Annotated in this window: 19 protein-coding genes and 1 pseudogene; 5 read left to right on the plus strand and 15 right to left on the minus strand. The window is 62.5% G+C overall.

Translation table 11 applies throughout. The features are described 5' to 3' along the window. Positions 1 to 74 precede the first annotated feature (74 nt). The 11 genes from ABIS05_RS22500 to ABIS05_RS22550 form a co-directional block, all read right to left on the minus strand. Positions 75 to 728, minus strand: coding sequence for an isoprenylcysteine carboxylmethyltransferase family protein (locus ABIS05_RS22500; RefSeq protein WP_348012987.1), 654 nt, complete (start codon positions 726 to 728; stop codon positions 75 to 77). Beyond that, positions 725 to 1,021, minus strand: a complete 297-nt coding sequence (locus ABIS05_RS22505; protein WP_348012988.1) for a DUF2933 domain-containing protein — start codon at positions 1,019 to 1,021, stop codon at positions 725 to 727. Before ABIS05_RS22505 ends, ABIS05_RS22500 begins: the two co-directional genes overlap by 4 nt. 190 nt (positions 1,022 to 1,211) lie before the next feature. Then, positions 1,212 to 1,664 (minus strand): hypothetical protein, encoded by a 453-nt coding sequence (locus ABIS05_RS22510; protein ID WP_348012989.1) that lies wholly within the window; start codon positions 1,662 to 1,664, stop codon positions 1,212 to 1,214. A 349-nt stretch (positions 1,665 to 2,013) separates the two neighbouring features. Continuing rightward, positions 2,014 to 2,397, minus strand: coding sequence for a hypothetical protein (locus ABIS05_RS22515; RefSeq protein ID WP_348012990.1), 384 nt, complete (start codon positions 2,395 to 2,397; stop codon positions 2,014 to 2,016). A gap of 34 nt (positions 2,398 to 2,431) precedes the next feature. After that, a complete protein-coding gene (locus ABIS05_RS22520) occupies positions 2,432 to 5,005 on the minus strand; it encodes a copper-translocating P-type ATPase (protein ID WP_348012991.1) in 2,574 nt (857 codons plus the stop codon). Positions 5,006 to 5,195: 190 nt separating this feature from the next. Then, positions 5,196 to 5,549, minus strand: a complete 354-nt coding sequence (locus ABIS05_RS22525; RefSeq protein ID WP_348012992.1) for a copper-binding protein — start codon at positions 5,547 to 5,549, stop codon at positions 5,196 to 5,198. An 11-nt stretch (positions 5,550 to 5,560) separates the two neighbouring features. Then, positions 5,561 to 6,040: a DUF411 domain-containing protein gene (locus ABIS05_RS22530; protein ID WP_348012993.1), complete on the minus strand. Its 480-nt coding sequence runs from the start codon at positions 6,038 to 6,040 to the stop codon at positions 5,561 to 5,563. Next, complete coding sequence (locus tag ABIS05_RS22535) at positions 6,021 to 6,545, minus strand: cupredoxin family protein (protein ID WP_348012994.1); 525 nt, start codon at positions 6,543 to 6,545, stop codon at positions 6,021 to 6,023. Before ABIS05_RS22535 ends, ABIS05_RS22530 begins: the two co-directional genes overlap by 20 nt. Positions 6,546 to 6,600: 55 nt before the next feature. Next, the gene (locus tag ABIS05_RS22540) at positions 6,601 to 8,010 is read right to left on the minus strand and encodes a copper oxidase (protein WP_348013014.1); all 1,410 of its coding nucleotides are present in this window, start codon (positions 8,008 to 8,010) and stop codon (positions 6,601 to 6,603) included. A 16-nt stretch (positions 8,011 to 8,026) separates the two neighbouring features. After that, positions 8,027 to 9,451, minus strand: coding sequence for a TolC family protein (locus ABIS05_RS22545; RefSeq protein WP_348012995.1), 1,425 nt, complete (start codon positions 9,449 to 9,451; stop codon positions 8,027 to 8,029). A 9-nt stretch (positions 9,452 to 9,460) separates the two neighbouring features. Next, positions 9,461 to 9,883 (minus strand): hypothetical protein, encoded by a 423-nt coding sequence (locus ABIS05_RS22550; protein ID WP_348012996.1) that lies wholly within the window; start codon positions 9,881 to 9,883, stop codon positions 9,461 to 9,463. Positions 9,884 to 10,116: 233 nt separating this feature from the next. On the opposite strand from ABIS05_RS22550, the gene ABIS05_RS22555 reads away from it, so the two are divergent. From ABIS05_RS22555 to cueR, 5 genes and pseudogenes are all read left to right on the plus strand, one after another. Beyond that, the gene (locus ABIS05_RS22555; protein ID WP_348012997.1) at positions 10,117 to 10,797 is read left to right on the plus strand and encodes a heavy metal response regulator transcription factor; all 681 of its coding nucleotides are present in this window, start codon (positions 10,117 to 10,119) and stop codon (positions 10,795 to 10,797) included. Next, positions 10,794 to 12,149 carry a heavy metal sensor histidine kinase gene (locus ABIS05_RS22560; RefSeq protein ID WP_348012998.1) on the plus strand — a complete coding sequence of 452 codons (1,356 nt, stop codon included), beginning with the start codon at positions 10,794 to 10,796 and terminating at the stop codon, positions 12,147 to 12,149. The genes ABIS05_RS22555 and ABIS05_RS22560 overlap by 4 nt, the downstream gene beginning before the upstream one ends. 410 nt (positions 12,150 to 12,559) lie before the next feature. Continuing rightward, entirely contained in the window at positions 12,560 to 12,682 is a 123-nt protein-coding gene (locus ABIS05_RS22565) for a CopK family periplasmic copper-binding protein (RefSeq protein ID WP_348013015.1), read from the plus strand. Continuing rightward, a pseudogene (locus ABIS05_RS22570) lies at positions 12,658 to 13,164 on the plus strand (HAD-IC family P-type ATPase); the annotation flags it as partial. The gene ABIS05_RS22565 and the pseudogene ABIS05_RS22570, both read left to right, overlap by 25 nt. A 30-nt stretch (positions 13,165 to 13,194) precedes the next feature. Continuing rightward, entirely contained in the window at positions 13,195 to 13,665 is a 471-nt protein-coding gene (cueR, locus tag ABIS05_RS22575) for a Cu(I)-responsive transcriptional regulator (RefSeq protein WP_348012999.1), read from the plus strand. Between the two features lie 289 nt (positions 13,666 to 13,954). Here the strand turns inward: cueR and ABIS05_RS22580 are convergent, their stop codons facing one another. From ABIS05_RS22580 to ABIS05_RS22595, 4 genes are all read right to left on the minus strand, one after another. Then, positions 13,955 to 16,069 carry a TonB-dependent receptor domain-containing protein gene (locus ABIS05_RS22580; protein WP_348013000.1) on the minus strand — a complete coding sequence of 705 codons (2,115 nt, stop codon included), beginning with the start codon at positions 16,067 to 16,069 and terminating at the stop codon, positions 13,955 to 13,957. A gap of 159 nt (positions 16,070 to 16,228) precedes the next feature. Next, complete coding sequence (locus tag ABIS05_RS22585; RefSeq protein WP_348013001.1) at positions 16,229 to 16,660, minus strand: hypothetical protein; 432 nt, start codon at positions 16,658 to 16,660, stop codon at positions 16,229 to 16,231. Between the two features lie 247 nt (positions 16,661 to 16,907). Continuing rightward, on the minus strand, positions 16,908 to 18,728 hold the full coding sequence (locus ABIS05_RS22590; RefSeq protein ID WP_348013002.1) for a 2Fe-2S iron-sulfur cluster-binding protein: 1,821 nt from the start codon (positions 18,726 to 18,728) through the stop codon (positions 16,908 to 16,910). Further along, positions 18,725 to 19,417 carry a PepSY domain-containing protein gene (locus ABIS05_RS22595; protein WP_348013003.1) on the minus strand — a complete coding sequence of 231 codons (693 nt, stop codon included), beginning with the start codon at positions 19,415 to 19,417 and terminating at the stop codon, positions 18,725 to 18,727. Before ABIS05_RS22595 ends, ABIS05_RS22590 begins: the two co-directional genes overlap by 4 nt. Positions 19,418 to 19,422: the final 5 nt, after the last annotated feature.

Genomic DNA, 19,422 nt, shown 5'->3' on the forward strand with positions numbered 1-19,422 from the left:
CGACGCACGCCATGCCGTTGACATCGAAGCTGATGGTTGCATCGTGGGTCCCTTGGACAAAGGGGTTCAAGTCTTCAGGCCTGTGCTGCATTTGGTTTCCGCCAAGCAGGAAAAAAGCGAGGCGTGCGTGCAGCGTAGGCATCGAAGTCGGCGCTGAACTGCCTACGCATTTCCCGTTCTTCCGTTACTGCAAGGCGTCCGTACATGACGAGCAGGATCGGGAACATCAGCAGCGTGAGCAGCGTCGGCCACTGCAGCAGGAAGCCCATCAGGATGAGGACGAAGGCGACGTACTGCGGGTGGCGGATGCGCGCATAGGGGCCGGAGGTGGCCAGCGCGTTGCGGCGCTGCGCGTGATAGAGGACATTCCACGCGCTGGACAGCAAGTAGAAGCCGAAGCCCAGGAACACGTAGCTCGCGATGTGTAGCGCGCCAAAGTGTGGGTCACCCTTTTCGCCGAGCAGTGTCGACCACAAGTGACCACTGTTGTGCGACAGCAAGTCGAGATTCGGGTACTTCGTCTGCAGCCAGCCCGACATCAAATAGATGCTGAGCGGAAAGCCATACATCTCGACGAAGAGCGCAACGATGAAAGCGGCGAAGGCCCCGAATGTGCGCCAGTCGCGTGCCGTGTTTGGCTTGAAGAAGCTGAACGCGAACATCAGGAAGATGCCCGAATTGAAGACGACCAGCGCCCATAGCCCGTAAGCAGGTGCATCGTGGTTCATGGTCGGTCTCCCGTCGGGGGTGTCGGGGTCGATGCAGATGGGTTGGGGCGAGGCTCGCCACCGTGGTGATGTGCGTGGCCACCGCCGCCACCCCCGTGGCCGTGGTGCATAAAGACGTGAATCAGCGGACACGACAGCAGCAGCAGAAGTGGCAACGCGCCGAGGAAGTGGGCGCGGTGTTCGCTCAGCAGAAAGTACGTTGCGATCCCACCCATGACGAGCAAGCCGATGGCATAGCGAGATCGCCAGAAAGGTGCTGGGTTAGAGTCATGATGAAGAAGGTCGTGATTCATTCGGTGCTCCAGAAGGCGGGTGTGTGGGTCAATCCGCAAGTCGAATACGCAGCCAAGCGACCACCGTCCATGCAAACAGCGCTCACATCAAGGTGCAGAAGGCTCAAAGAACCCAGCGATGACGGCCTGGGCGATGGCGGTGCTGACGGGGCGTGCGTCGGCGCGCCCGCCACTTGCCGTCATCAGACGGCTACAAGGTCAGGCGCGAGTAGCGCAGTCTGAAAGGCAGTCCCGCGACGGCGACTTGACGCTCATCGAACCGGCTGGGTGCCGAGGCGAAAGGGGTCGCGGCATTCCATGCAAATACAACGAAGGCTGCGAGGCCTAGATCGGTCAGGTCCACGCCCGCCTGAAGCTTGATCGGCACGTTCGAGCCATCCTCGCAGGCCTTTAGGCATGACTCCTTCGTGGCATCCGCTTCGTCGTCATGGTCCTGGGCGACGGCACCGGCCAGAGCTTCCATCGAATCAATGGCATGAGCGTGATGAGCAGTGAACACGTGGCACTGAGCGCCATGGACATGCTTGTTTGCCGTCTCTAGCAGGCAAGCATTCGCCATTCCGAAAGTCAGCGCAAATGCCCATACCAGCAGCGCCAAGAAGGCGGTGATACGTCTGGTGCGGAAGTTCGAGAAGGGCGTCATGTTCGTACGGCTTGCGTGTAAACCATGCTACGCGCGGGCGACGCGCACCCATTGATCCACATCAACCGCAGGCCGAACCGTTCAACGACGCGGGCGGGCCAATGCGCGATTGCTGTACGACGGGGATGAGTGGAGGCTGAACCCGGCAGCATGCGTTTTCCAGGGCGCTCGCGTCTGCGCGTCGGCGAACAGAGGTTGCATTGCCCCGCCGTAATCTCATTGCCGCGATTGCCGCGATTGCCGCGAGGCAACTGAAGACGGGGCGCGGCACCCGGCATCCGACGTTGACATTTCCACGGCCCCGTGGATCGCTAAACCCCTCTTGCCGTGGCCAGGTACCGCATGGCCATCACTTCTGCACCGAGAAGCTCAGCCTGACTTCGGAGCTGCCCTTGTTGGCCCACATCCAGCAGTAGTGCTGGTCGGCTGGCACATCCAGATGCGCCTCGGCAGAGGTCGCGCTCTGGAGCTTCGCCGGAAACTCGACCTTCTTGTCCTCGTGATAGTGAATGTTGAACTGCATCGGCTGATCCGACTTGAAGGACCAAGGCAGCACCTGCCCTTTGCTGAGCTTGCTGCAGATCTCGACGAACTTGCCCGGCGCCACGGGCGCGCTGTGCTCGAAGCGTCCCTGCTCGTTGAAGCGAATCTCGATAAGTTGAGCCCGCGCCTGTGCGCACACAGCCAGTGCCGCGATACCAGCCAGGATTCGTGGAGTGAACGAAATCTTCATTAGGTCTCCTTTGTTGTTGAAATCCCGTCACCTCTCAGCTGCGACGCAGGCGAAGGGCGTTGGCGATCACCGAAGCTGAACTCAGGCTCATCGCGAGCGCAGCGATCATCGGCGACAGCAACCAGCCGGTCATCGGATATAGCAACCCGGCCGCAACGGGAATCCCCAGCGCGTTGTAGAGGAAAGCGAACCACAGGTTCTGCTTCATATTGCCGACCGTCGCGTCCGATAGATCGCGTGCCACCGAAATGCCGCGAAGATCGCCCTTAACCAGCGTCACCTGAGCACTGTTCATCGCAACGTCCGTTCCAGTTCCCATGGCGATGCCGACATCGGCCTTGGCAAGTGCCGGCGCGTCATTGATGCCATCACCCGCCATGGCAACCACGCGGCCCTCGCCCTGCAGCTTGGTGACCAGTGCCAGTTTGTCGGCCGGTTTGACCTCGCCGTGTATCTCGTCGATGCCCAGGCGAGAGCCCACCGCCTTTGCCGTCGTGAGGCCATCGCCCGTCGCCATGATGATGCGCACCCCAGCTGCCTTCAACGCTTCCAGCGCCTCTGGCGTGCTGGCTTTCACGGGGTCAGATACCGCAAGCAAACCCAGCAGTTGTTGGTCGGCTGCCAGATACATCACGCTGGCGCCTTCGAGCCGCAAAGACTCGGCCTGCGCACGCAGCGGTTCGACCTCGACGCCGACCTCGCTCATCAGCGCGGTGTTGCCCAGCGCCAGGCGGCGACCGGCAACCAGACCACGAACTCCGATGCCCGAGCCGGATTCGAACTCCTGCGCCTTGTCGAGTTCTAGCCCCTTGTCGCGCGCCGCACGAACGATCGCGTCAGCCAGCGGGTGTTCGCTGCCCTGATCCAGACTTGCCGCCAAGCGGAGCACGTCTTCAGCGGCCTCGCCCGCCGCAGGAATCACGCGATCGAAGACCGGGCGTCCTTCGGTCAGCGTCCCGGTCTTGTCGATGATCAGCGTGTCCACCCGCCGAAGATTCTCGATCGCCGCAGCGTCGCGGAAGAGCACGCCCTTGGCAGCCCCGCGCCCCGTGGCCACCATGATGGACATTGGCGTGGCCAAGCCCAACGCACAGGGGCAGGCAATGATCAGCACCGCGACGGCGTTGATCAGACCGTACACCCAGCTCGGCTCGGGACCGAACAGTCCCCAAACCAGCAATGTGAGGAGTGCAATGCAGAGCACGGCTGCCACGAAGTAGCCAGCAACGCGGTCGGCCATGCGCTGCATCGGTGCCCGAGATCGCTGCGCCTCGGCAACCATCTGCACGATCTGCGACAGCATCGTCAACGAGCCCACCCGCTCCGAGCGCATCACCAGTGCGCCGCTCACGTTCAGCGTCGCGCCGATCAACCGGTCGCCAGCCGTCTTGACGATCGGCATCGGCTCGCCGGTCAACATGGATTCGTCAACGGAACTGCTGCCTTCGACGACGACGCCATCAGTGGGCACCTTCTCACCCGGCCTCACGCGCAGCAGGTCGCCAACATGAACCTCGTTCAGCGGGATATCGCTTTCCTGCCCTCGCACATCAATGCGCCGGGCAGTCTTGGGCGCTAGGCCGAGCAAGGCCTTGATCGCGCCCGAGGTCTGTGACCTGGCGCGCAGTTCGAGAAGTTGCCCGAGCAAGGTCAAGGAAATGATGACTGCCGCAGCTTCGAAATACACCGCAACCCGTCCCATCGCCTGGAACGATTGCGGGAACATCTCCGGCAGCACGGTGGCCACGACGCTGTAGACGAAGGCAGCGCCTGTCCCCAGGCTGATCAGCGTCCACATATTCAGACTGCGATGCACGACGGACTGCCAGCCGCGCTCAAAGAATGGCCATCCCGCCCACAACACGATGGGCAGCGTAAGAACCAGTTCGATCCAGCTCTGCGTTGCCATCTCGAACCACTGCAGGCGGTGGCCGAGCATGGCGAGCGTGGTGACGATCAAAGTCAGCGGGAGCGTTCCCCAGAAGCGCCGCTGGAAATCACGCAGTTCGAGGTTCTCGTCCTCGTCCAGGGACGGCAGCAGCGGCTCCAGGGTCATGCCGCACTTGGGGCAGTTTCCCGGGCGCTGCTGTCGAATCTCCGGGTGCATCGGGCAGGTGTAGACGGTGCCGGCTGCCTGGCTCAAGTTGCTCTCTGCGGCGGGCATCTCTGGCGCTTCAGGCTGCGCCTGTTCGGTCGGCGAGGTGGCGTGATGCGAGTGATCCGATTGGGCGTTGCCCTGCGTCGCGAGTTGCAACGTCATGCCGCATTTGGGGCAGTTTCCCGGGCGTTCCTGTTGGATCTCCGGGTGCATCGGGCAGGTGTAGACGGTGTCGGCTGCGAGGCTCAGGTTGCTCTCTGCGCCTCGCATCTCTGGCGCACCTGGATGCATCGGTCCGGACGGCGAGGTGGCGTGATGCGAGTGACCTGTTTGAGCGTTGTCATCCGTCGCTAGCTGCAACGTCATGCCGCACTTGGGACAGTTGCCTGGGTGATCCTGGCGAACCTCAGGATGCATCGGACACGAATAGACGGCCGCTGAAAAACGAGCGTCCTGATTGGCCGGGAGCGGCTCGATATCAGCGACGGGGTGGTGAGGCTTGTCGTTCATGTCTTTCCCTTGGACAGTTGATTTACATGACGGCGAGCGCGCCGTTGGCGCCGCGCCATACCGACTGTCCACCTTGCCAGCGGGGCAAGGTCAATGCCCAACTTCCCACATGGGCACCTCACAAGTGAACCGCCAAAGCCGCCTTGATGTGGATCAAGGCGGCTCGGGCCGGGTCGCTAGACCCTGCGGCTTACTTGCCGGCCGCCTGGATTTCGGTGACGACCATGGCGCCGTTGGCCTTCTCGACCTTGAAGCGGATCTTGTCACCCGTTTTCACCTGCTCCAGCATGGCGGGGTCCTTCACCTGGAACACCATCGTCATGCCCGGCATATCAAGGCTCTTGATATCGCCGTGCTTGATGGTGAGCTTCTTGTTGTCCTTGTCGACCTTTTTGATCTCGCCGTCGGTCATGTCGGCCGCCGCGGAGGAAGCCGTGGGCGTCTTGCTTTGATCCATCGTCTGCGCCCGCGCAGGCAGCGCAGCGACTACGGCGAGCGTCACGCCGACGGCGGCGGCAAAGGTGAGTTTCTTGGATGCATTCATGTCAATCTCCTTCAGGGGTAACTTTGATAAACACGGGTGCCGCCGTCTTTGGTCATCAGCAGCACTTGATAAGCGTCCTTGCGTCCGCCGTATTCAGGACCGTCCATGCCGGGCGAACCGACAGGCATGGAAGGGACAGTCAAGCCCAGTGCGTCGGGCTTTTCCTTGAGCAGTCGCTGGATCTCGCGCACCGGCACGTGGCCTTCGACGACATAGCCAGCAACCTCGGCCGTGTGGCAGGACGACAGGCCAGCCGGTACGCCAAGTCGGCGACGCGCGGCGACGTTCCCGGTGTCTCGCACAAGCACATCCAGGCCTTTCGAGCGCAGGTGCTCGACCCAGACTTTGCAGCAGCCACAGCTCGGATCTTTCCAGACCGTCATCACGGGCGGCTGCGAACTGGCTTGTGCCCAGACGAATCGGGGGAGCAGGGCCAAGGCCACGCCGAACAGCAGCACCTGGCGCCGGTGTTCAGTGTTTGTGGTCTGCATGGCCGTTCGGCTTGGCATTAACCGCCTTGCCCGCGACATTGACGGAGCCCTTCATGCCGGCGTCGTAATGACCTGGCTGCAGGCAGGCGAAGTCAATCTTGCCGGCCTTGGTGAACTGCCACACGATCTCACCAGTCTTGCCCGGAGCGACCGTGACCATGTTGGGGTCGGCATGCTCCATCTCTGGATTCTTCTTCATCACCTCATAGTGCTCCTTGAGCTCCTTCTCGGTCCCTAGCACCATCTCGTGCTTAAGCTGGCCGGAGTTCTTCACCACGAAGCGCACCGTCTCACCCCGTTTGACTTGGACGCTCGAGGGCGTGAAGCGCATGGCATCGGTCATGTCGATCTGGACCGTGCGCGTAGTCTTCCCGGCCACGCCAGGCTTGCCGATGATGTCGCCGTCATGCCCATGGCCACCGGCATGGTCGCCGCCGGCGTAGGCCGCGCCAGAACTGATGCTAAGCACCATGACGGCGATGCTGGAGAGAGATTTCAGTTTCATAAGGACCTCCTTCAAGGCGCCTGTCATTGGCGCAGTTGCTTCAACTCAAATGCAGTCAATGGCCGGAATGGCCCGTGGGTTTGCGGACCTTGACCTCCGCTGGCGGTGAAGTCGTCTTGCGTGGCATGGACTGGCCACCTTCAGCGGCGAACCGCGCCGGCTCGGGCAGCGCGCCGGTCCACTCGAACGCGACCTCGCCCTTGGGATGCTGGTACCAGCCCGGATCGGTGTAATCGCCCGCCTTCTGGTTCTTGCGCACCTTCAGGATGGAAAACATCCCGCCCATCTCGACGCCGCCGAACGGTCCCTTGCCGGTCATCATGGGCACGGTGTTGTCGGGCAAGGGCATTTCCATTTCGCCCATATCAGCCATGCCACGCTCGCCCATGACCATGTAGTCGGGCACGAGCTTGGTGATCTGCTTGACGATTTGGCGATGGTCGACGCCAATCATCGTCGGCACGTCGTGGCCCATGGCGTTCATCGTGTGATGGCTCTTGTGGCAGTGCAAAGCCCAGTCGCCTTCCTCGTCGGCCAGGAAGTCGACTTGCCGCATCTGACCCACCGCCACATCCGTCGTCACCTCGGGCCAGCGACTGGTTTTGGAGGTGGGGCCACCATCGGTGCCGGTGACCATGAACTCGTGGCCATGCAAGTGAATCGGGTGATTGGTCATTGTCAAGTTACCGATCCGGATGCGTACCTTGTCGCCCTTGCGCACGTTCAGCGTGTCGATGCCCGGGAAGATCCGGCTGTTCCAACACCACAGGTTGAAGTCCAGCATCGTCATGATCTTGGGCGTGGCGGTGCCAGGATCGATGTCGAAGGCATTAAGCAGAAAGCAGAAGTCGCGGTCGACCTCGTCGATCAACGGGTGCTTGGCTTTCGGATGAGTGATCCACAACCCCATCATCCCCATCGCCATCTGCGTCATCTCGTCCGCATGTGGGTGGTACATGAAGGTGCCGGGGCGGCGTGCCACGAACTCGTAGACGAAGGTCTTGCCCGGCATGATGCTGGGCTGGTTCAACCCGGCGACCCCGTCCATGCCATTGGGCAGGCGCTGACCGTGCCAGTGGATGCTGGTGTGCTCGGGCAGCTTGTTGGTGACGAAGATGCGCACGCGGTCACCTTCGACCACTTCGATGGTGGGCCCGGGCGACTGGCCGTTGTAGCCCCACAGGTGCGCCTTCATGCCCGGCGCGAGTTCACGCACAACGGGCTCAGCCACCAGATGGAACTCCTTGACTCCCTGATTCATGCGCCACGGCAACGTCCATCCGTTGAGCGTCACCACCGGGTTGTAGGGCCTCCCGGTCGTGGGCAGGAGCGGCGCCATGGTGTCGGGCTTGGTCTGCAGCACCGGCTCCGGCAGCGCAGCCATCGCCACGCGGCTGACCGAGGCCACCGAAACCGCCGCTGTGACGGCGCCGGCGTTGCGGAAGAAATTGCGTCGAGAAACCATTATTCTTGCTCCTGAATCAGTGGGCCGGACCTGCAGCGGCTGGCATTTCGGCGGCTGTGCCACTGCCAAGGCTGGGCTTGCCGACCAGCGCCATGTCGAGATCGGCTTTGGCCATCCAGAAATCCCGCTGCGCTTCGATGGCTGCGTTCACGGCGGATATCTGAGCGCGCGCGTCGGCCAGCAGCTCGAAAGCGCTGATGAACATCCCGTTGTAGCGAAGGACGTTCTCTTCGGAAACGCGCTTGGCGGTGGGCACGATGTCATCGCGGTAGTGGCGCGCGATGTCGTAGCTACTCCGGTAGCCAACGTAGGCCTCACGCACTTCTGAGCGCGCCTCGACAGCCACTTGCGCTGCACGATGCACGCTTTGCATGTACACCGCCTCGCTGCGCGCGACGCGCGCCGTGCCCCAATCGAACAAGGGGATCTCGACGCTGACCTCGTAGCCTGTCTCGCGGGGGGCCTCGTTGAACGTGTTGCGCTGGTAGCCGAACTCCAGCACGTTGATCAAGCGCGTGACCTTGGTGAGGCCCAAGTTCTTGGCGGTCGCCTCGGCTTGCAGCCTGGCCGCTTGCACGTCCAAGCGCTGCGCCATTGCCACGCTCTCAACGTCCGGTTGATCCTGTGGTTCGGCCGGCAAATCAGGCAGGCGATCCGGCAATGAGAACTGCGTTTGGGCGCCCCACAGCCCCAGCAGTCGGATCAGACGTTCGCGCGATCCGAGGCGGTTCTGTTCGGCTCGGGCGTAGTTGAGCGCCGTCTCCGCGAAGAATCCGTGCTCACGCGCTTGCTGTAGCTTGCTGAAGTTGCCCGCCAAGGTCAGCCGCTTGGCCAGCTCGGCGCCAGCGTCTGCGGTTGCTCGCACGTCGCGCATGTAGCGCGCCGTTTGCTCGGCGGCTACAGCAGCGTAGAAGGCTTTGCGGGTCTGCGCAGCCAGCGACAACATCTCCAGCGACACGGCGCGCTGGGTCGCCGCGAAACGTCGCGATTCCAACTGGCGAGTGAGCGGCAGCGCAATCAGGTGCGCCAAATTGAATGAGAAGGTGCGGTCGATTTCCCGGCCGCCACCCTGGCGGAGCTTGCCGAAGCTGAAACCCGGGTTGGGCAGCCGGCTGGCTTGAACAAGCTCGGCGTCGGCAATGCCAAGTTCCTGGAAACTGGCCTGCAGGCCACGGTTGTTCAGCAGCGCGATCTGGACTGCACTGTCAGCGCTTAGCGGCTGTGCCAGCAACTCGACGACACGTGTGGCGACCCGATCCTGATCGGCGTTGGTCTTCAGGACGTCAACGTTCGGGCCGAGGTATTGCTTGGCAGTGGCCTGGATGGGCTGCATGCCCCCATCGGCGCTGAGGGTGGCGCAACCGGCCAGCAGCAGCGGGGAGAAAGCGAATGCAACTGTTCTTAAACGTCGGAGGGTGGGGTAAGAGGTGATCGGGCTCATGCGTCGTCCTCAGTTCATTTTGTGGCCAGCGTGCCCAGCGGGCTGAGGCTTGGTCGCGTCGGCCTTTGTGTCGGCCTTCGCGTCGGGCTTCGCGGCGGACGCAGGCGCGCTCGCGGCGTCAGGCGCATCCGGCACATCAGGTTGGCGAGCTTCTTTGGCGTAGACGCGCCAGCCCCCGACGGCGGCCACGGTCTTGTTGGTCTCGACCCAGGGGGCGGGCTCGGTGTCAGCGTAGGGGCGCCAACCTTGCATGGGTGATCGGTAGACCAAACGCGGCACGTCGGCCCGGGCATCCGCCGGGTCGGCGCGCTGCGTCGCAACAGCCGGCTTGGGCGCGTCGGTCTGGTTCTGGGCTTGCGCGTTGGTGGATGCCGCAACGGCGAGCGTCGTCCATGCCGCAACCACACAATGTCGCGTGAAGAATTCAGTCATAAGTGATCCTGCTGTTGAAGGGCGGCTGTACCGACGCCGGGCCAAACTTGCGTGCACTTGCCCTGCAGAGCCCAATAATGACCATTGGTGAAGCGGCTTTTGTGGGTGGTTGTCAGGCGCCGGTCTGAGGCGCCATGCGGTGCAATGTAGAGAGCTTCCACGCACAGAGGTCCGTCTCTAACATTACGAATTTGTCATCTACAGCAATTCCGGTTCCTCACAAAATGGTCGGTATGAAGCTGCTGGTCATTGAGGACGAGATCAAGCTGGCGGACTACCTGCGCAAGGGCTTGACCGAAGCCGGTTACGTCGTAGAAGTTGCCAACGACGGCATTGAGGGATTGCATCTCGCGCTAGAAGGTGACCACAACCTGCTGTTGTTGGACAGCATGCTGCCGGGCATCGACGGCCTCAGCCTGCTGGCCACGCTGCGCCGGACGAAGCAGACGCCCGTGCTGATGTTGACGGCGCGCTCCGCCGTCGATGACCGGGTGCATGGCCTGCAAACCGGCGCGGACGACTACCTCGGCAAACCCTTCGCGTTCTCAGAATTGCTCGCCCGCATCCAAGTCCTGCTTCGTCGTGCCGGCCCGCGCGCCGTTGTCGAGGCCACCACCCTGCAGGTGGCGGACCTTGAGGTGGACTTGCTCAGACGCAAGGCGGCCCGCGCGGGGCAGCGGCTCGACCTGACCGCCAAAGAGTTCAACCTTTTGACGCTGCTGCTGCGTCGCCAGGGTGAAGTCCTGTCCCGCACGGAACTGGCGTCGCAGGTCTGGGATATGAACTTCGACAGCGAAACCAACGTCGTGGAGGTCGCGATCCGCAGGCTGCGCGGCAAGATCGACGTCCCGTTCGAGCGGCCGCTGTTGCATACCGTCAGGGGCATGGGCTACGTGCTGGAAGACCGACTGTGAACCGGCACCCGGGCCGCAAGGTGCCACTCGCCCTTGGCCAGCGCCTGTCCCTCTGGCTTGCCGGCCAGACCTTCCTCGGCCTGGCGCTTGTTTCCGTGGTCGTCTATGTACTGACCGCCCTGGATCTGGACTCTCGACAGGCCGAATCTCTCCAGCAAAAGCGCGAGTTGATCGAACACGTTCTGTCCGAGGCTCGGGGTGACCGAGACCTGCCGTCGCTCAAGCACAAGCTCGATGACTTCTTCCTTGGCCACCGCGATCTCGCACTGGCGCTGCGCCAGCCTGACGGCAGCATGCTGTACGAAAACGCCGCCTCAGCGCATGCCTTTGGACCGATCAAACGCAGCACCTTCCAACTTGAGCACTGGGAGCCGGCGAGCGCCCCCCTGGCGGCGGAGATGGTTTTGAACATCTCTGCAGACCAAAAATTTCTCCGGCGCCTGGGGTTGACCTTGATGACTGCTTCACTCATCGGGGCGGTGATCGTATCGGTGGGCAGTTTTTTGCTTGTGCGCCGCGGCTTGGGGCCCGTGCACCACCTCGTCGAACAGACGCGCCACCTGGCCGTCGAGAAGCTTCACGAGCGACTGGACGGCTCCATGCAGCCGCGAGAGCTGCAACCGCTGGTCAAGCAGTTCAACGCGCTGCTGGCCCGGCTGAGCCACGCCTACGCCCAATTGGAGGGATTCAACGCTGACGTCGCCCATGAGTTGCGCACGCCGCTGGCAACCCTGATCACCAGCACCGAGGTCGCGCTGCGTGACCCGTCTCTTCCGCACGCTACGGCTGACTTGCTGGGTTCCAACCTGGAAGAGCTGCGCCGCATGACAGGCATCGTCAACGACATGCTCTTTCTCTCGCACGCCAACAGCGGTGCCGTTGCGCGCTGCCAGCTGGTGCCCAGCGTCGCGGCGCTCGCCGGGGATGTGGTGGAGTATCACGAAGCCGCACTCGCCGAGGCCGGCCTGACTGTGGTCATCCAGGGGGACGGCGTCGGACATCTTGACGCGTCCCTTCTTAAGCGCGCGTTGTCCAACCTGTTGGGCAACGCCACGCGCTACGGAACTCCGCATTCCACGATCCAGGTGCGGATCGAATCGCCAAGGCCTGGCGTGATCGAGCTGTCCGTGGCCAATCGGGGTCCGCGTATCCCGCCCGAACACCTGCCACGCCTGTTCGACCGCTTCTACCGCGCTGACCCGGCGCGAGCGATGGCCAGCGTCAACCACGGGCTCGGCCTGTCCATCGTGGCCGCGATCGCCCGCATGCACGGCGGTGAGCCGTTCGCAACGTCCGGCGGCGAAGGAACCCGCGTTGGTTTGACGATGCAGCACAGGGCGGGCGACGCCTGAAACGCCCTCTGTGTTCCAAGGGGCGCAGCGTCGGGAGCCGCTCTCGAGCGTCAGACGGTTGTCGACAACAGATCTACTCGCAGCGAAAGCGTCGGCATGCCGCTGGCCTTTCCATGCTTAGAACGGTTGCGACCACCGCTCCCGCGCGATGCCGTGATCTGACAAATTTGTCATGTGAGCGACGGTGCGTCATCCTGGTCTGGTTTCTAGAGTTGCATCGTGCTCAAAGCACTGCCACCAGTAATGGAAACATCATGAAGTCATTCGTCATCGCTCTCGCCGTGTCCACCGCCTTCGTCGGGGCGGCGTTGCCTGCCATTGCCAGCGATGCGCTGGAAACCTCAGGCATCGTGAAGGCAAAGGTCGAACTCGACGACGGTGGCACACTCTATGTCTTCAAGGACGGCAAGATGGCACGTGAAGACCGGTTCGGCCGGGCGGTCTATCTCAAGGTGAGTGAAACGCTTTCCGCTCGCGACGGCTCCAAGATCGTCGCCATCGGCAACGAGCCGTGGACCGCTTGCATGCGCTAGGCATCGACACAGTGCTGCTGACCGGCGACACAAAGGGCAGCGCTGGCCGTGGGTCAGGCGCTCGGCATCCGTCAGATCCATGCGGAGGTCCTGCCCGGCGGCAAGGCCGACGTCGTGGCGCAACTGCGCGCGAGAGGCAAGGCAGTGGCCATGGTCGGCGACGGTATCAACGATGCTCCGGCCCTGGCAGCCGCCGACGTGGGCATCCCCATGGCAGCTGGTACTGACGTGGCCATGGAAACCGCCGGCATCACCTTGATGCGGGGGATCCATTGCTCGTGGCGGCGTCGCTGGACATCTCCCGGCGTACCTACGGGACCATCAAGCGGGGCCTCATCTGGGCTGTCATCTACAACCTCGTCGGCATTCCGCTCGCCGCCTTCGGCTTGTTGAACCCCATGATGGCGGGGGCAGCGATGACGTTCAGCAGCGTCAGCGTGGTCGCCAACGCGCTGTTGCTGCGGCGCTGGCCGGCGAGCTGAGGCACGGTTTCAGGTATCAAGGAGCAAGCGATGCAAGTCATGAACATCGGCCAGGCCGCCGACGAATCGGGGGTCTCGGCCAAGATGATCCGGCACTGCGAGCAAGTCGGCCTGCTGCCGGCGGCGCGCCGCACTGAATCGGGCTACAGGCAGTACGGCGACAACGAGGTCCATACCCTGCGCTTTATCCCCCAGGCGCGTGACCTGGGCTTCTCCATCGCCGAGATCACCGAACTGGTCAGTCTGTGGCATAACCGACGCCGCTCAAGCCGCGTCGTCAAAGCGCTGGCAGAGGCTAACATCGAGGCGCTCGAATCCAAGGCGCAGGAACTGCTGGCCATGAAGGCGACCCTTGAGCACCTCGTGCGCTGCTGCCACGGCGATGAGCGGCCTGACTGTCCGATCATCGACATGCTCGCGGCGGACAGCAGCATGTCGCCTCCCATGTCGACGCGTTCACTGGAGCGTGACGGGCGGCGCAAGAAGACGCAGTTTCAATAGATCGCCATGGACGAAGACCGGTATGTGGGTTGAAGGCCAGTGGTTTCCAAAAGGCCTCATCAGCCAAATCGTCTTGCTCTGGCTGCTCGGCGTGGTCATTGCGGCCGGTGTGCTGTGGCGCCTGTCGCGCAAGACCAAGAGAGCGAGCCCCCAGAAGCGCATCCCCCACAAGCACAGGCGTCGGCATCGTGGCAAATAAGGATGAGAACGACGCCTAGTCCAGAACTCGGCGCTACGTCGTTCCCGATGTAGCGCCGACTCCATCCTTTGGAAAACGCTTGGCTGTCGGCTAGAACGCCATGTTCAATCCGATCCGAAACGACCTCGATTCGATCGGATGGAAATGCTTGTCTGCAATGCCTTCAGGCGGCTCGCCGGGAAGACGAGAGGTGTAGTAATAGTCGATGGCCGAAACCTGCTTGTTCGTCAGGTTGAAGACCTCGAGCTCTAGGGTCACGGCCGGCGCAATCTTGTAGCCGACACGTGCATTCACGGTGGCGCTGCTTTTGGAACGGACCGAGTTGTCTTCCAACAACGTCCGTGGACCGAAGTAGCGAACCTGCACAGCGCCAAACCAGGGCCCTAGGTTGTCAACCGCTACCGCCATGGAGGCAACACCTTCTACGGCACCAGGAATGCGGTCCCCCTCGGCGGCCTGATCGCGAAATCGCGCCTTTGCAAAGGCAACATCGGCGTCCACGGTCAACCAGTCGCTCAGTTTGTAGAAGTTCGCGATCTCAAAACCCGTTCGGCGGCTGGGGCGGCCCGCCTCCGTCGTTCCGGCATCGCCGACGAACAGCAGCTCCGATGCAAAGTCGAGTCGATAGACCGATATAGAAGTTTGAAGACCCCGAATGAACGACGTCCGCATACCGAATTCGAGGCCTTTGGAGCGCACCAGGGGTGTCACCTTGTCTACTGGCTCACCGGACTTCGGATCTTTGCTGATGACGGTACCCCGTGCATCATTGCTGTGGTAGCCGCTACCCAGGTTCACATACAGCTCCGTGGCGTCGAACGGACCGAAGATGAAGTTCAGCTTGGGGCTCAGGATCGTGTCGTTCGCTGCACCCGAATTCACTTGGAGATCACTACGGACTTTGAACTTGAAACTATCGGCCCTCAAGCCCATGACCGTCCGAAAGTACTTCGCCCAGGGTGTCGCGTTCTGAAACCACACGCCTGCACTGCTTTCGACAATGTTGTCGCGCCGCACGACGGAAAGCCGATGGCGCGCCTTGGTATTGAACAACCCGTTGTTGATACGGTCATTTTGAACTTGCAGCCCAACTTCGTTCTCTCCTGCCTTGCCGAACCAATTTGAAGACCAGACGTGGCGCACGTTGATCGCTGTCATCGTTCGGTTGTCTGGCTGATTGAACTGATCACCGTCGACCGGGTTGTCGAGGAAGTAGGTGAAGTTTGAATACAGGTCGAGCTTCCAACGCGTTGCATAGGCGGTGATCTCTGTGGATGACCCCTCGGTGCTGTGGTGCCATGCTCCCGACAAGCTGTACCGGCTGGCCTGACCGCCGTCGGTCGGATCGATCAAGTCAAAGCGACCGAGCTGCCCGCTTTGCACAGCTCGCAGCGGTATTTGGTCGGTAGCGTTCCACTTTGCGCTGTACCCCATGGCCGTTACGTTCCAGCCGTTGGCCTTGTCACCCGCCGCATAGCGAAGCACTCCGTTGAGCTTGTGGTACGCGTCAGGACGCTCGAAGGGTCCGTCATTGCGCTGAACGTCGAGGGCGTAAAGCAGCTTTCCCCGTCCTACGGAGGGTGAATCGGCCAACAGCAACCGGCGGTAGCCGTTTTGACCTAAGCCGATATTGGCAATGCCGTGTGGCAGTTCGTTCGCGTACGCGATGTCAACGGCTCCGGCGGATGCAAAGTCGCCCTCCTCTGCGTAGTAGGGCCCCTTCTTGTACCGAAGGCCGGTCGCCAGTTCAGGGATCAGAAAGTTGAGGTCGGTCCAACCCTGGCCGTGGCCATGACTGCGCTGGTTGACAAGCATGCCGTCTACCGATGTCCGCAAGTCGGTTCCATGGTCCAGGTTGAAGCCGCGCAAATAGAACTGGTTGGCTTTGCCTTCGCCGCTGTGCTGACTGACGATCAGACCCGGCGTCGATTCCAACAGTTCGCCGGGCCGGTAAACCGTTCGCGCCTCGAGCTGCTTTTGCCCTACCGTGCCAACATTGGCAGAGTCCGCAACGCCTTGCAAGTTGGAGGTGCCCGTGATGACAACCTTTTCAAGAGTTTGCTCGCCACCCGCCCAAGCTGTGGGAGTGAGCGCCATGGATGCGGCGGCAACAGTCGCCGTTGTCAACCATTGAGAGGCTTGCGACCGATGGGCGTTCGTATAGCGGCGGCTCGGGTGTCCCGACCGTACGTGGTTGTTGTGCATGATCATCTTTTCGGCCCAGCACGCATCGCGCGATGCTTGAGCGCGTGTGAAAGCGCCGATCGCGCGACGCGCAATCGGGACTGCAATGTGATTGGAGCGAATATCGCTGCGTCGGGAACACGCAGGCCGCGGTGCTGGAAGTGCCCGCGCTCGCCAGAGTCAGCGGGGTGGGCGGTACGGAAGCCGTGTGACGACTGAATTGAACGCCACAGCTACTGCCCAGGCAAAACAGAGTGTCACCAGTGCTACTGGACTCACCAGTTCGCAGGGCAAGATGGCTGGCAGGTCGATGGAGCTGACTTTTCCACCGGCTGGACCGGCGCCGGAGCCCGCGTCGCCAGGGTCGGCCACCAAAACGACAGTTGTGTCCGTGGCGTCATGGTCATGGTGCGCCAATCCGGAACCAGCATGCTCGCGCCAATGGCTGGTGGCGTGGTCGAAACCGACCACATTGACTGTGTGCTTCGCCCACTGATACGCCACCTGAAGCAGCGTAGGGGCGCCAGCGTGCGAGTGAGCGGGGCCCATCGCGCGCAACGACGCCGACACGCCTGCTTGAGCTGGAATGCAAACCAGCAGCAGCCAGATCACGGCGCGCAGGCCCCAGGAACCCATTAACCCCCCGTTTTGTGGCAATAGCCGGTGTTCCGCCCACGGGCACCGCGAGCGAGAACACGCCACCATGGGCAACGTACGCCGCGACAGCGATGCTAGATGCGTTCGGAGACAAGCGGATGACAGTTGCGCTTGCGAAAGACCGGCACCAACGGTGAGCGCCCAGCTGGCATGCCGGCAACATTTCTTCAGGGCGGCCACGGATCAGTGCTAAGGCAAGTTCTCAGATCTTGAAGTCGTCGAACGCAACCCGGTCGTCAGCCACGCCCCACTGCCTCAACATCGTGCGGGTCGCTGCCAGCATCAGCGGCGGCCCGCACAGGTAGAAGTCCCAAGCCTGCAAATCGGGATGTGATCGCAGCAAGTTCTCTTCGACCACGTCATGCACCATGGCCGCCGGTTGATCGTCAACCCGCTGCTCCGACAACACCAAGTGCCAGCTGAAATTCTCATGGCGTGCCGCAAGCGCCTCCATCTCTTCCACGTAAGGCGCCTCGGCTGCTGTACGCGCGCCGTACCAGAAGTGAATGCGCTCCGTTGCTCCTGATTCCAGCAGGTCGATGATCATCGCGCGCAGCGGCGCCATGCCTGCACCGCCACCGATGAAGACCTTCTCACGCTGGCCGTGCTGTACTGAGAAATCCCCAAAAGGCCCGCTGTACTGCAGCCGATCCCCCGCCTTTAGCCCATAGACGTAGGCCGAACCTTTGCCAGGCGGATGGTTCTTGCCACCCTGCTTGCCGTGGCAAAACCGAACCAGCAGCGTCAGCCGGCCGTCGGTCTGCTGCACCGGCGTCGACAGCGAATACGACCGCCGCAACAGCGCGCCGCTTGACCATTGCGCCGGCAGATGCAGGCCCGCCCAGGCCGAATAGTGGTCCTGCGGCGTATCGATCTGGTGCTTGGCCATGCGGTAGGCAGGCACGTGCACCTGGATGTAGGCGCCGGGACGGTACTCCGGGCCTGGCTTGCCGTTGGGACGCAACACCACCTCACGCAGGAAGGGCGACAGTGCCCGGACGCTTTCCACCTCGGCTTCTTTGACGGTGCCGAGTTCGGCGGCACTCTTCACCTCCACGTCCAGGTTGCAGTCGAGCTTGAGATTGCAGGCGAGGCGACATCCCGCCTCAATCCGCGACGGTGGAATCATTGCCCGGTCAGCGCTCGTGGCGTCCGGTGCCGCGCCCCGCACGCGCACCTCGCACAGACCGCAGGTCTGCCCACCGCCGCAGTTCGACGGCAGATTCAGCCCTTGCTGAGCCAGAGCGACGAAGACGGTGTCACCGGCATGGCCGCGCAGGCTCCGTAAGCGACTGCCATCCGGCGCGTGAACCATCAGCACCCGGGTGGACCGCCAGCGCTTTGGAATGAACTCCGCCAGGCTGAAGCTCGTGAACAGCAGCCAGATGCCGCTGAGCGCCAACCAGAACCCGCCCACGGCCGCAGTGACGACCAGCGGGTTGTTGAAGTCCTCGCGGCCGGTGTAGTCCATGATGTGCAGCATCCAGAACACGTCGAACAGCCGCCATGTCTTGTTGCGATGCTCCAGCACATCGCCCTGCTGCGACAGGTAGACGGTGGTGTCCTCGTCGTCAGCGAATTCCGCGCGCCATACCTTGCCATCGTGGGCCCGTGTTTCCAGCGACTGATCGATCAGCTCCGCCGGCCTCGCAGTGCCTGAGCCCGTGTACGACGCCTGCGCCAGTCGTCGCGCCAGCAGTGCATCAAGCTCGATGCGTTCGCCGTTGCGCGCATCGACCAGCAACGTCGACTTCTCCCCGGTCAATCGATACACCGGGCGGTCCAGCAGCCATCCTGTCGAAACCGTCATGGCCTGATCGCGCGCAGCAGCAAGGATGGGCGCCACTGCGACAACCTCGGCCGGCCAGGGTTGCTTGGCTGGCGCAGGCGCCCGGAACTCCCTTCCCCGAACTTTCTCGGCATCGAGCAGGCTCATAACGAAGCCGCTGGACATCCACAGCACCAGTTGCAGCCCGACAAGCACGCCGATCCATTTATGAATCTTGCGCATCCAGGGAGTCATGGCTGAGCCCTCCGACGGAAGCTGTAGAACACCAGCCAAGCGCCGCTGAGCGCGAACACCAGCCCCGTGCCCGCCGCGACGCGAAGCAGACTGTTGTTGACGTCGGTCCGCTTGTCGTAGTCCATGATGTGGAGCATCCACAGAAAGTCGAACAGGCGCCACAGATCGTGGCGACGGGCGAGCAGGTCGCCGGTGTCCGGAGAGAAGTACAGCGTCGTGCTGGCGCGGTCGTCGAAGCGCACCGCCCACATCGGCACCGGCCGTTTAGCCACCTCCTGCGGCGCCTGGGTGATCCACGTGATCTCGCGGATCTCGGCTTCGCCCTGGTATATGTCCTTGGCTCGCGCAACCACCTGCTCGCGCGGCAACGGGCTCAGCAGGTCGCCGCTGCGGGCATCCACGAGGCTGGCCTTGCCGCCGCCCCGCAGTTCGTAGACCTCCTTGCCCAGGAAGCGCTTGAGCTTGAACGACTCGAAGCCTGGGTGGATCTGCGCGAGTTGCCCGACATCCAGGCGATCACCTTGCCGGTCCAGCGGTTCATCGGACACATGCGCCAAGTGGTCGCCGTGGATCACCTCCAGTGAGATGGCGGTCATATAGAGGCCACTGAGCATCCAGAGCAAGGCCTGGACGCCGATGACGAGGCCGATCCATTTGTGGCTTCGGCGAACCCAATAGGGCAGGTTCATGTGTT

The sequence above is a fragment of the Roseateles sp. genome (assembly GCF_039929605.1).
Lineage (GTDB): Bacteria > Pseudomonadota > Gammaproteobacteria > Burkholderiales > Burkholderiaceae_C > Pelomonas.

What these genes read in the sequence shown, in the direction of transcription:
- ABIS05_RS22500 (WP_348012987.1), bottom strand. Translation starts at nt 728, where the DNA reads ATGAACCACGATGCACCTGCTTACGGGCTATGGGCGCTGGTCGTCTTC.
- ABIS05_RS22505 (WP_348012988.1), bottom strand. Translation starts at nt 1,021, where the DNA reads ATGAATCACGACCTTCTTCATCATGACTCTAACCCAGCACCTTTCTGG.
- ABIS05_RS22510 (WP_348012989.1), bottom strand. Translation starts at nt 1,664, where the DNA reads ATGACGCCCTTCTCGAACTTCCGCACCAGACGTATCACCGCCTTCTTG.
- ABIS05_RS22515 (WP_348012990.1), bottom strand. Translation starts at nt 2,397, where the DNA reads ATGAAGATTTCGTTCACTCCACGAATCCTGGCTGGTATCGCGGCACTG.
- ABIS05_RS22520 (WP_348012991.1), bottom strand. Translation starts at nt 5,005, where the DNA reads ATGAACGACAAGCCTCACCACCCCGTCGCTGATATCGAGCCGCTCCCG.
- ABIS05_RS22525 (WP_348012992.1), bottom strand. Translation starts at nt 5,549, where the DNA reads ATGAATGCATCCAAGAAACTCACCTTTGCCGCCGCCGTCGGCGTGACG.
- ABIS05_RS22530 (WP_348012993.1), bottom strand. Translation starts at nt 6,040, where the DNA reads ATGCAGACCACAAACACTGAACACCGGCGCCAGGTGCTGCTGTTCGGC.
- ABIS05_RS22535 (WP_348012994.1), bottom strand. Translation starts at nt 6,545, where the DNA reads ATGAAACTGAAATCTCTCTCCAGCATCGCCGTCATGGTGCTTAGCATC.
- ABIS05_RS22540 (WP_348013014.1), bottom strand. Translation starts at nt 8,010, where the DNA reads ATGGTTTCTCGACGCAATTTCTTCCGCAACGCCGGCGCCGTCACAGCG.
- ABIS05_RS22545 (WP_348012995.1), bottom strand. Translation starts at nt 9,451, where the DNA reads ATGAGCCCGATCACCTCTTACCCCACCCTCCGACGTTTAAGAACAGTT.
- ABIS05_RS22550 (WP_348012996.1), bottom strand. Translation starts at nt 9,883, where the DNA reads ATGACTGAATTCTTCACGCGACATTGTGTGGTTGCGGCATGGACGACG.
- ABIS05_RS22555 (WP_348012997.1), top strand. Translation starts at nt 10,117, where the DNA reads ATGAAGCTGCTGGTCATTGAGGACGAGATCAAGCTGGCGGACTACCTG.
- ABIS05_RS22565 (WP_348013015.1), top strand. Translation starts at nt 12,560, where the DNA reads ATGGCACGTGAAGACCGGTTCGGCCGGGCGGTCTATCTCAAGGTGAGT.
- cueR (WP_348012999.1), top strand. Translation starts at nt 13,195, where the DNA reads ATGCAAGTCATGAACATCGGCCAGGCCGCCGACGAATCGGGGGTCTCG.
- ABIS05_RS22580 (WP_348013000.1), bottom strand. Translation starts at nt 16,069, where the DNA reads ATGCACAACAACCACGTACGGTCGGGACACCCGAGCCGCCGCTATACG.
- ABIS05_RS22590 (WP_348013002.1), bottom strand. Translation starts at nt 18,728, where the DNA reads ATGACTCCCTGGATGCGCAAGATTCATAAATGGATCGGCGTGCTTGTC.
- ABIS05_RS22595 (WP_348013003.1), bottom strand. Translation starts at nt 19,417, where the DNA reads ATGAACCTGCCCTATTGGGTTCGCCGAAGCCACAAATGGATCGGCCTC.